Source organism: Streptomyces capoamus, assembly GCF_014654935.1.
Taxonomy (GTDB): Bacteria; Actinomycetota; Actinomycetes; order Streptomycetales; family Streptomycetaceae; genus Streptomyces; species Streptomyces capoamus.
Genome location: NZ_BNBF01000016.1, coordinates 25,662 through 38,056 on the forward strand (window position 1 = coordinate 25,662; position 12,395 = coordinate 38,056).

Below are 12,395 nucleotides of genomic sequence, written 5' to 3' on the forward strand. Positions count from 1 at the left end.
GGAGCGCAGCAGGGCGGTGGTGTCCTCCTCGCCCAGTTCCACGCTCACCGTGGCGGCCGGTCCGGCGCCGGGTGCCGGGGCCGGTACGTCCTCGGTGTCCACCGCCTGCTGCCAGTACGGCAGTTCGTGGTCGAGTCCGCCTCCGGCGACGTGCGCGGCCAGGCCGCGGGCCCAGTCCCGGAAGCTGGTGCCGCGCTCGCCGAGGGTGACGGGGCCGCCCTGGAGGGCCTGCCGGTAGGCGGTCTCCAGGTCGTCGCGCAGGACGCGCCAGGAGACGGCGTCCACCACGAGGTGGTGGGCGACGAGCAGGAGGAAGGCGGGCCGGCCGGGGTCCCCGGTGAACAGGGCCGCGCGCAGCTGCGGGCCGCGGGCCAGGTCGAAGCTCGCGTGCAGTTCGTCGGCGGCCTTCGCCATGGCCGCGTCGGCCTCCTCGGCGGGCAGGCCGGTCAGGTCGTACCGGGCGAGGAGGTCGTGGCCGGCGGCGGGCGGCGGGTTGAACTGCCGCCAGCCGTCGGCCTCCTGGGTGAACCGCATGCGCAGCGCGTCGTGGTGCTCCAGCAGCGCGCCGAGGGCGGCGCGCAGCGCCCGCGGGTCGGGGGTGCCGTCGAGTTCCAGCAGCGCCGACTGGTTGAAGTGGTGGTGGGCGGCGCGGGGGGTGGTGAGGAACCACGACTGGATGGGGGTGAGCGGCACCTCGCCGGTCACCGGGCCGTCGTCGGACCGGCGCGGCGCGGTGCGCACCACGGTGGCGAGTTCGGCGACGGTCTGGTGCGTGAACAGGTCCCGGGTGGCCACGTGCAGGCCGTCGCGGCGCAGCCGGGAGACGACCTGCATGGTGAGGATGGAGTCGCCGCCGAGCGCGAAGAAGTTGTCGTCGGCGCCGACCTCCTCGATGCCCAGCACGTCGGACCAGATGCGGGCGATGCGGCGTTCGGTGTCGGTGCGGGGCGCGGTGCGCGGGCCGTCGGCGGGGCGCACCGGTCCGGGTGCGGGCAGGGCCCGCCGGTCGGTCTTGCCGTTTGGGGTGAGCGGCAGCTCCTGGAGCGGTACGAAGACGGACGGCACCATGTGCGGGGGCAGCGATCCGGCCAGGTGCAGCCGCAGTTCGCCGACGGGCAGTCCGGCGGCGGAGGGCTCGGCCGGGACGACGTAGGCGACGAGCCGGGCCGGGCTGCCGGGGCCCTCCTCCGCGCGGACGACGACGACCGCGTCCCGCACCAGGGGGCTGCGCCGCAGCGCGCTCTCGATCTCCCCGGGTTCGATGCGGAAGCCGCGCAGCTTGACCTGGTGGTCGGCGCGGCCGGCGAAGCGCAGCCGGCCGTCGGCGGTCCAGCGGACCAGGTCCCCGGTGCGGTACATCCGCTCCCCCGGCGCGCCGAACGGGTCGGTGACGAACCGCTGGGCGGTGAGTCCCGGGCGGCCGAGGTAGCCGCGCGCCAGGCCGGGGCCGGCGAGGTACAGCTCGCCGGTGACGCCGGGCGGTACGGGCCGCAGCGCGGCGTCGAGCACACGGACGCGGGTGCCGCCGGCGGGGCGGCCGATGGACGGCGCGCCGGTGCCCGGGGTCAGCGGGCCGGTCCAGGTGGCGACCACGGTGGCCTCCGTGGGGCCGTAGGAGTTGATCATCCGGCGGCCGGGGGCCCAGGTGTCGACCAGGTCGGCCGGGCAGGCCTCGGCACCCACGATGAGCGTGCGCAGCGCGGGCAGGGCGGCGGCGGTCTCCGGCGGTACCGTGGCCAGCGCGGCGGGCGGGATCAGGGTGTGGCTGACACGGCGCTCGGCGAGCACCTCCGCCAGCCGTTCCCCGACCAGCGGCCCCTCCTCGCCGGTGATCAGCGCGGCCCCGCTCAGCAGGGAGACGCACAGCTCCAGCACGGAGGCGTCGAAGCTGGGCGAGGCGAACTGCAGCACCCGGTCGCCGGGGCCGGCCGCGTACTGCTCGGCGGCCGCGGCGGCGAAGGAGGCGAGGCCCTGGTGGGTGACCGCCACGCCCTTGGGGGTGCCGGTGGAGCCGGAGGTGTAGATGACGTAGGCGGGATGGGCGGGGGTGAGGGCGGTGGGGCGGTCGGTGTCCGTGGGTGCCGTCTCGGGGCCGTCGGCGGCCCAGACCTCGGCGGGGTCGGCGAGGACGAGGTGGGCGCCCGCGTCCCGGATCATGAACTCGCGCCGCTGGGGCGGGTAGTCGGGGTCCACGGGGAGGAAGGCGCCGCCGGCCTTGGCGACCGCGAGCTGGGCGACGACGGCCGCCGCCGAGCGGGGCAGCGCCAGGGCCACCACCCGCTCCGGTCCGACCCCGTCCGCGAGGAGCCGGTGGGCGAGCCGGTTGGCGGCCCGGTCCACCTCCGCGTAGGTCAGTTCGCGGTCGCCGTCGATCAGCGCCGGCGCGTCCGGGGTCCGGGCGGCCTGTCGTTCGAACAGGGCGGGCAGGGTGGCCTCGGGCACCGGCCGGAAGGTGCCATGACCCTGGTCCAGGAGCGTCTTCAGCTCGTCGTCGGAGGCCAGCGGGAGGATGCCGAGCGGGCGGTCCGGGTCCTCGGCGACGGCGTGCAGCAGGGTGCCGAGCTGGGCGGCCATCCGCTCGGCGGTGGCCGGGTCGAACAGGTCGGTATTGTAGGTGAGCAGGCCGTGCAGCGCTCCCGAACCGGTCTCGGCGAACTCCAGGGTGAGGTCGAAGGCGGCCTGTTCCGACTCCGGTTCGACGTCGGTGACGTCCAGTCCGGGCAGGTCGAGACCGGCGGCCGGGGTGTTCTGGAGGACGACCATCACCTGGAAGAGGGGGCTGCGGCTGGTGTCGCGGACCGGCTGCACCTCGTCCACGACCCGTTCGAAGGGCACGTCCTGGTGGGCGAAGGCGTCGAGGACGGTCTGTTGTACGGCGGTGAGGAACCCGGTGAAGGGCTGCTCGGCCCCGGCCCGGGAGCGCAGCACCAGGGTGTTGACGAAGAACCCGACGAGGCCTTGTGTCTCGGGCCGGTCGCGGCCGGAGGTGACGGTGCCGACGGCGATGTCCTCGGCGCCGGAGAGCCGGGCGAGGTAAGCCTGGGCGGCGGCGACGAGCGTGGTGAACAGGGTGGTCCCGTGCTCCCGGGCGAGCCGGGTCAGCCCCTGCACGGTCCGGGCGGGCACCGCCAGCCGGGTGGTCGCGCCGGCGCTGGTGCGCACCGGCGGCCGGGGCCGGTCGGTGGGCAGGTCCAGCGGGGCGGTGTCGGCCAGGTGCCGTTTCCAGTAGGCGAGGTGTTCCTCCGCACCGGTCTCCCCGGCGCCGCGCTGCCAGTGCGCGTAGTCGGCGTACCGGACCGGAAGCGCCGGCAACTCGCCCTCGGCCCTGCCCAGTTCGGCTCGGTAGAAGTGGGCGAGGTCGCCGAGCAGGACGGAGGTGGACCAGCCGTCCGTGACGATGTGGTGCAGGGTGAGGGCGAGCACGTGCTCGTCCTCCGCCAGCCGGACCAGCCCGGTGCGCAGCAGCGGTCCCTCCCGCAGGTCGAAGGGACGGGAACGTTCCTCGGCGAGCAGCCGCCGCAGTTCCGGCTCGCGTTCCTCCACGGCCAGCCGGGACAGGTCCCGCAGGGGCAGCGGCACGTCCTGGGGCGGGTGGACGAGCTGGACGCCGTGCCCGTCGACGCTGTCGAAGGTGGTGCGCAGCGACTCGTGCCGGGCCACCAGGGCGCCGAGGGCGGCGCGCAGGGCGCCGGTGTCGAGGGTGCCGCGCAGCCGGAGGGCGAGCGCGGTGACGTACTCGGCGCCGCCGGGCGCGAACTCCTCCAGGAACCAGAGGCGTTGCTGGGCGTACGACATCGGTGCCGCACCGTCCCGGGCGACCGGGGTGATCGTCGCCCGGCCGCTGCCCTGCCGGGCGTCGAGCAGGCGGGCCAGTCCGGCCGGTGTGGGGTGGGTGAACACGGCGCGCGGGGTGAGGTCGGTGTCGAAGGCCTCGGCGAGGCGGGAGGCGAGCCGGATGCTGAGGATCGAGTCGCCGCCGAGCTGGAAGAAGTCGTCCTCCACGCCGGGCGGTTCACTGCCCAGCACCTCGCCGAAGACGGCGGCCGTGCGGCGCTCGGCCTCGGTGCGGGGCTCGACCCGGGTGCGTCCCGGCAGGGCCTCCGGTGCGGGCAGGGCGGCCCGGTCGACCTTGCCGTTGCGGCTGAGCGGGAGTGCGTCGAGCGGGACGACGGCGGTGGGCACGAGGTAGTCGGGCAGGGTGCGGGCGGCGAAGTCCCGCAGGTCCTCGGCGTGCTGTCCGGCCGGCCCGACGACGTAGGCCACGAGCCGTTTGGCGCCCGGCCGGTCCTCGCGGGCCAGCACGGCCACGTCGACGACGTCCGGGTGGCCGGCGAGGACGGCCTCGACCTCGCCGGGCTCGACCCGGAAGCCGCGGATCTTCACCTGGTCGTCGGCGCGCCCCAGGAACTCGACGGTGCCGTCCGGCCGCCGCCGGCCCAGGTCGCCCGTGCGGTACATGCGGGCACCGGACGGGCCGCAGGGGTCGGCCAGGAAGCGGGCGGCGGTGTCACCGGGGCGGCCCAGGTAGCCGCGGGCGACACCCTCGCCGGCCAGGTACAGCTCGCCCGCGCAGCCGGGCGGGACGGGCCGCAGCCGGGCGTCGAGGACGTGGACGCGCATGTCGTCCAGGGGCCGGCCGATGGGCACGGTGCCGGGCACGGCGGCCGGGTCGGTGAGGGCGCAGGAGGTCGCGAAGGTGGTGGTCTCGGTGGGGCCGTAGCCGTCCACGACGGTCAGGCCGGGGCAGGCGGCCAGCACCCGGCGCACGGCCTGGGCGGGCACGACGTCCCCTCCGGTCCACACCTGCGTCAGGCCCCGGAAGCAGTCGGGGGCGTCCTGCGCGAGCAGCCGGAACAGTCCGGCGGTCAGCCACAGCGCGGTCAGCCCGCCGTCGGCGGCGAGCCGGCGCAGCAGGGCCGCGTCCACGCTCCCGCCCGGGGCCACGACCACGCAGCCGCCGGTGAGCAGAGGGGCCCACACCTCGAAGGTGGCGGCGTCGAAGGCCACCGGCGAGTGCAGCAGCACCCGGGCGCAGACACCGCCGGCGAACCGGCTGTCGGTGGCCAGCGCCGCCACGTCCCGGTGCCGTACCGCGACCGGCTTGGGCACGCCGGTGGAGCCGGAGGTGAACATCACGTAGGCCAGCCGGTCGGGGTCGGCGGCCGGCGGCCGTCCCCCGGCGGTGCCGGCGCGGGCGGCGGTCACCTCGGCGGCGGTGAGCCGGACGGTGGCGCCGGCCCGGTCGAGGAGGGTGCGGCGGCGCTCCTCGGGGGCGCGGGCGTCGACCGGGACGTAGGCGCCGCCGGCCATGAGCACCGCGAGCTGGGCGACGACGAGTTCGGCGGAGCGGTCCATCAGCAGCGCGACCCGGTCCTCGGCTCCGAGCCCGCCCGCGACCAGCCGGGCAGCCAGCGCGGTCGCCCACGCGTCGAGCTGGCGGTAGGTCAGCTCGCGGTCGCCGTCGTGGACGGCGGGCGCGTCCGGGGTGCGGCGGGCCTGCTCGGCGAACAGGTCCACCGGGCTCGCCGGGGCGGCCGGGCGGGCGGTGGTGTTCCAGGCGGCGAGCAGCTCGCGGTCGGCCGCGGTGAGCGGTTGCAGGCCGGCCAGGTCCCCGTCGAGCCCGTCGGCGAGGGCGGTGAGCAGGACGGCCAGCCGCTTTGCGGCGCGCTCGGCGGTGGAGGCGTCGAACAGGGCGGGGTCGTAGGCCAGGTCGAAGCCGAGCCGTTCGGCCAGGTGGGCGCGCAGGCACCAGGGGAAGGTGGTGGCGTCGTCGGCGCGCACCTCCTCGACCCGGACGCCGGTGCGGGCGGTGGCCGACTCGTCGACGGGGTAGTTCTCGAAGACCACCATGCTGTCGAACAACGGTTCCCCGGACGGTACGTCGGCGAGCGCCTGGATGCGGGGCAGGGCCAGGAAGTCGAAGCGCCGGGCGTCGCTCTGCCGGTCCTGCAGCTCGCGCAGCCACGGCAGCACCGGTCCGCCGGGTATCCGGACCCGGGTGGGCACGGTGTTGATGAACATGCCGATCATGCCGTCGACGCCGGGCAGTTCGGCCGGGCGGCCGGAGACGGTGGTGCCGAACACCACGTCGTCCCGGCCGCTGTGGCGGGCCAGCAGCAGCGCCCAGGCGCCTTCCACCACGGTGTTCACGGTCAGGCCGGCGCGGGCGGCGGCCTCCCGCAGCCGGGCCGAGACCCGCGTGTCCAGCTCGTGGTGGACGGCGGCGGCGGACCGGGCCCGGTGGGCCTCGGCGGGGGTGCGGTCGTACGGCAGCGGGGTGCGGGCGGTGAACCCGGCCAGTGTCTCGGCCCAGTGCCGCTCGGCGGCCTGCTCGTCCTGGCCGCGCAGCCAGTGCAGGAAGTCCGCGAAGGGCCGGCGGGCCGGCGGCGCCGGGTCGGGGCCGCCGGTCAGGGCGGCGTACCGCTCGCACACCTCGGTGAGCAGCTGCCCGGTGCTCCAGCCGTCGAGGACGATGTGGTGGGTGGACCACAGCAGCAGCACCTCGTCGCCGGGCAGGGCGGCCAGGGTGAGCCGGGTCAGCGGCGCGGTGCCGAGGTCCAGGCCGGCCGCGCGGTCCTCGGTGAGCAGCCGCTCGGTGGCCTCCGCGCGCTGTGCCGGCGTCAGGGCGCGCCAGTCGAGGTGGGTGACGGGCAGCTCGGCGTGCCGGTGGACGATCTGCACCGGGTGGGGCAGGCCCTGCCAGTGGACGCTGGTGCGCAGCGCCGGGGTGCGGTCGGCGACCTGCTGCCAGGCGGCGGCGAAGGCGCGCGGGTCGGCGACGCCGGACAGCCGTACCGCCGTACGGTCGAAGTAGGCGTGCTCGGTGTCCACCAGGCCGTGGAAGAGCATGCCGGACTGCAGCGGGGTGAGCGGCAGGACGTCCTCGACGTGCCGGCCGGTGCCGACGAGCCGGTCCAGCCGGTCCTGGGCGAGGCCGGCGAGCGGGAAGTCGGAGGGGGTGCGGCCGCCGGTGCCGGGCCGGGCGCAGTGCGCCACGATGTCCCGCAGCGCGGTGAGCGTGTCCTCGGCGAGCCGGCGGACGGTGGCCTCGTCGTAGACCTCGGCCGGATAGGTCCAGCCGAGTTCGAGCCGGCCCTCCTGGACCACGCCGGTGATGTCCAGCAGGTAGGGGCGGGGTTCGTCCGGGTCGGTGTCCCGGCCGGCCGGGGGCAGCGCGCCGCGGAACAGGCCGTCGGCGGCGCCGGTGTCCCACTGGCCGTGGTAGTTGAAGCCGACCTGCGGGGCCGGGCCGGCGCCGAGCAGGCTGTCGGGCCGCAGGTGGCGCAGGGCGCCGTGGCTGAGGCCGTGCAGCGGCACGGCGCGCAGCTGCTCCTTCACCGAGCGGAGGGTGTCGTGCCAGCCGGCGTCCGGGGCGACGTGCAGGGCGAGCGGGAACTCGGCGGTGAACCAGCCGACGGTCCGCGAGAGGTCCACGTCCTCGAAGAGGTCCTCGCGGCCGTGCCCCTCCACGCCGAGCAGGACGGTGTCGCCTCCGCACCAGCGGGCCAGGGTGCGGCCGAGAGCGCTGAGCAGGACGTCGTTGACCTGGGTGCGGTAGGCCTCGGGGACCTGGCGCAGCAGGGCCTCGGTGGCCTGCTCGTCCAGTGTGACGGTGAGCGTGTCGGCGGTGCCGTGGGTGTTGGATCCGGGGCGGCCGGCGGGCAGTGCGGCCGGGGCCGCCGCGCCGGTGCGCGTCCAGTACGGCAGGTCGGCGTCCAGGGCGCCGGAGCGGGTGTGCCGGTCCAGCTGGGCAGCCCAGTGGCCGTACGGGGTGCCGGTGGCGGGCAGCTCGACGGGACGGCCGGCCGCCGCGGCCCGGTGGGCGGTCTCCAGGTCCCCCAGCAGGATGCGCCAGGAGACTCCGTCGATCACCAGGTGGTGGGCCGTGACGATCAGTTGCGCCGCCTGCCGCGGGCCCCGGTCGAAGAGCAGGACGCGCACGACCCGGCCCGCGAGGGGGTCGAGGCCGGCCTGCGCCTCCTCCGTGAGCCGCTGGACGACGGATTCGAGGGCCGCGTCGTCCAGCCCGGCCGCGTCGTGGCGGGTGAGGACGCCGTCCGGTGCCTCGGGCAGCGCCTCCTGGCGCCAGCCGTCGGCGGTGCGGGCGAAACGGGTGCGCAGGGCCGGGTGGTGGCGCACGACGGCGCCGACGGCCTGTTCCAGCGCCGCGAGGTCGGTGCCGACGGCGAGTCCGAGGCGCTGGGTCATGGTGAACCGCAGCGGCTGTCCGGGGTCACGGCCGTCCAGGTACCAGTGCTGGATCGGCGTGAGCGGCGCCTCGCCCGTCTCCTGCACGGCGGCCGGACGCGGGGCCGACTCCTTCGCGCTCAGGGCGAGTTCGGCGACCGTCTGGTGACGGAAGACGTCCTTGGTGGTGAGGGCGAGACCGGCCTGCCGGGCGCGGGAGACGATCTGGATGCTCAGGATCGAGTCGCCGCCGAGCGCGAAGAAGTTGTCGCGCGCGCCGACCCGTTCGACGCCGAGCACCTCCGCCCAGATGGCGGCCAGGCGTTCCTCCGTGCCGGGCCGGGGGGCGACGTACGGGGTGGAGCTGTCGGGCTGCGCGGGCGGGGCGGGCAGGGCGCGCCGGTCGGTCTTGCCGCTGGTGGTACGCGGGATGCGGTCCAGCGGGACGAACGCGGTGGGCACCATGTGGTCGGGCAGGGTGCGGCGCAGGGCCACGCGCAGGTCGTCGGCGGACGGGGCGCGCTCACCGGCGGGCACCACGTAGCCGACGAGCATGAGCCGGCCGCCGTGTTCGCGTGCGGTGACCGCGGCGTCGGCGACGTCCGGGTGGTCCAGGAGGGCGGCCTCCACCTCGCCGGGCTCGATGCGGAACCCGCGGATCTTGACCTGTTCGTCGGCCCGGCCCAGGAACTCCAGCAGTCCGTCCCGGTCCCAGCGGGCGCGGTCCCCGGTGCGGTACATCCGCTCCCCCGGCGCGCCGAACGGGTCGGCGAGGAAGCGGGCCGCGGTGAGGCCGGGCCGGTGCAGGTAGCCGCGGGCCACCTGGGTCCCGGCCAGGTACAGCTCGCCGGGCACCCCGGGCGGTACGGGGCGCAGCGCGCCGTCGAGCACGTAGGCGCGCAGGTTGCCGCCGGGCCGGCCGATGACCGGGCGGTCGGGCCGTTCGCCGCAGCGGACGTAGACGGCGTCGACGGTGCACTCGGTGGGCCCGTACATGTTGTACACCGCCACGTCCGACTCCCGGTCCGCCCGGACGAGTTCGCGCCAGTCGGCCGGGGACACGGCCTCGCCGCCGACGAGCAGCAGGCGCGGGTGGTGGCGGCCGGGGGCGAGCAGGCCGGCGGCGGTGAGTTCGCGGAGGAAGGACGGGGTGACGTTGACGAGGTCGAGGCGGTGGCCGGCGACCTGGGCGCAGAAGGCCTGCGGGTCCAGGCGTACGTCCTCGTCGATCAGGTGGACCTCGTGGCCGAGGGCGAGGAGCAGCGGCCCTTCCCAGGAGGTGTCGAAGGAGAAGGAGGCGCTGAGCGCGGCCCGCAGCCGCTGTCCGTCGGCGGTGTGCGGGGCGAGCAGGTGCGCGCGGTGGTCGTGGCAGAGGTTGACCAGCTGTCGGTGTTCGACGGCGACGCCCTTGGGGCGGCCGGTGGAGCCGGAGGTGTAGACGATGTAGGCGGTGTGCCCGGGCAGCAGGGGCCGGACCCGGTCGGCGTCGGTCGGGTCGTGGCCCGGCAGCTCGTCCCAGGGCACCGCGCCGAGGTCGGTCAGCACGGTGTGCGGGCGGGTGTCGGAGACCAGGAAGTCCTGCCGCTCCTGGGGCAGTTCGGGGTCCAGGCAGAGCAGGGTGGCGCCCGCCTTGAGGACGGCGAGGAGTGCCGTCATCAGGTCCGAGGTGCGGGGCAGCCGTACGGCGACGACGTCCTCGGGGCCCGCCCCCCGGGCGATGAGGTGGTGGGCGAGCCGGTTGGCCCGCTGGTTCAGCGCGGCGAAGTCCAGCGTGGTGTCGCGGGCCGCCAGGGCGGTGTGGTGCGGGGTGCGGGCGGCCTGGGCCTCGAACAGGGCGGGGAAGGTGGTGTCCGGCTCGGGCAGCCGGGCGCCCTCACCCTGCCGGAGCACCTGCCGCCGTTCCGCGTCGGTCATCAGCGGCAGCCGGCCCACGGACTGTCCGGGGTCCGCGGCGGCGGCCTCCAGCAGGACCCGCAGCCGGGCGGCGAGGCGTTCGGCGGTGTCGGTGTCGAACAGCCCGGTGTTGTACTCCAGGTAGCCGGTGAGGCCGCCGTCGGTCTCCGTGAAGTCGAAGGCGAGGTCGAAGGTGGCGGTGCGGACCGGCGGGGTCACGGGTTCCACCGCCAGGCCGGGCAGCCGGGGCGCCTCGCCGCCGAGGTTGTGCAGGGCGACCATCACCTGGAACAGCGGGGTGCGGCTGGTGTCCCGTTCGGGCTGGAGTGCGTCCACGACCCGCTCGAAGGGCACCTCCTGGTGGGCGAACGCCTCCAGGACGGTGGTGCGCACCTCCGCCAGCAGCTCCCGGAACGGCAGCTCGGGCCGGACCCGGGCGCGCAGCACGAGGGTGTTGACGAACATGCCGACCACGTCGTGCAGTTCGGGCCGTTCGCGGCCCGCGGTGACGGTGCCGACGGTGACGTCCTCCTGGCCCGCCCAGCGGGCGAGGAGGACCTGGCAGGCCGTGACGAGCGTCATGTAGAGGGTGGCGTCGGACTCCCGGCCCCGCGCACGCAGCCGCTCGGTCAGGGCGGCGGGCAGGGTGAAGGTGACCAGGGCGCCCTCGCGGGTGCGGACGGCCGGCCGGGGCCGGTCGGTGGGCAGCTCCAGCGGGGTCACGCCGTCCAGGGCCCGGCGCCAGTGGGCGAGTTCGGCCTCGGCCCGCTCGGCGCGGCCGCGCTGCCAGGCGGCGTAGTCGGCATAGCGGACGGGCAGCCCGGGCAGGTCGGGGCGGCGGTCCTCCAGGGCCGCCGCGTACAGCTCGCCCAGGTCGCGGGCCAGCACGCCGGTGGACCAGCCGTCGGTGACGATGTGGTGCGCGGCCAGCACGAGGACGTGGTCGCCGGCGGCGAGCCGGGCCAGGCGGGCGCGGAACAGCGGTCCGGTGGCCAGGTCGAACGGTGTGGCGGCCGCGCGGTCCAGCAGCGCGTCGAGGGCGGCGGTGTCCGGGAGGTCGTCCACCGCCAGGTGCACGGGCCGTGCCGGGTGGACGACCTGGCGGGCCTGTCCGTCGTGCTCGGCGAAGGTGGTGCGCAGGGTCTCGTGCCGGGCGACCAGGCCGTCCAGCGCGCTGCGCAGGGCGGCGTGGTCGAGGGGGCCGCGCAGCCGCAGCACGGACAGGGTGGTGTACTCGGTGCTGCCCGGCTCGAACCGGTCCAGGAACCACAGGCGTTGCTGGGCGTACGACAGCGGCGCCGGGGTGTCCGCGGCGGTGGCCGGGATGGCGTCGGCGGTGTCCCCGGACCGGGGCTCGCCCAGCGCGGCCGCGAGGGCGGACACGGTGGAGTGGGTGAACAGCATCCGGGGGGAGACGTCCGTGCCGAAGGCGGCCCGCAGCCGGGAGGTGACGCGGACGGCGAGGATGGAGTCGCCGCCGAGGGCGAAGAAGTCGTCGTCGGCGCCGACCTCGTCGGTGTCCAGGACGTCGGTCCATGCGGCGGCGACCAGCCGCTCGGCCGGGGTGCTCGGCGTGGTCCGGGTGCCGTCGGCGGCGAAGCCGTCGGGGCCGGGCGCGGGCAGCGCGCGCCGGTCGAGCTTGCCGTTGACGGTCAGTGGCAGCTCGGCCATCGGCACATAGGCGGCCGGGACCATGTGCGCGGGCAGCAGCGTCTCCAGGTGGGCGCGGAGTTCCGCGGCGGGCGGGGGCGGTACGGCGCGGTCGCCGGTGCCGGTGCCGACGACGTGGGCGACGAGCCGGCGGGTCCCGGCGGTGTCCTCGTACACGCCCACGGTGGCGGCGCCGACGCCCGGGTGGCGGTGCAGGGCGGCCTCGATCTCCCCGGGTTCGATGCGGTAGCCGCGGATCTTGACCTGCTGGTCGGCCCGGCCGAGGTACTCCAGGGTGCCGTCGGCCCGCCAGCGGGCCCGGTCGCCGGTGCGGTACATGCGGGTGCCGGGCCGGCCGAACGGGTCGGCGGGGAACCGGGTCGCGGTGAGGCCGGGCCGGTTCAGATAGCCGCGCGCCAGTCCCTCGCCGGCGACGAACAGCTCGCCCACGGCACCGGGCGGCACCGGCTGGAGGGTGTCGTCGAGGACGTAGAGCCGCAGGTCGGGTATGCCGGTTCCGATGGGGCTGGCGGTGCCGGCGCGGGCCGCCCCGCGGTCCAGCGGGGCGTGGGTGACATGGACGGTGGTCTCGGTGATGCCGTACATGTTCACCAGGCGGGGCGCGGTGTCCGGGTGCCGGGTGTACCAGTCGGCGAGCCGGGCCA

1 protein-coding gene is annotated in these 12,395 nt (G+C 76.3%); it reads right to left on the reverse strand.

The annotated features are described in order from the left end of the window. Nucleotides 1–12,395 (reverse strand): non-ribosomal peptide synthetase (locus tag IE312_RS41570; protein WP_229900357.1); only part of this gene is annotated, 12,395 nt, incomplete at both ends.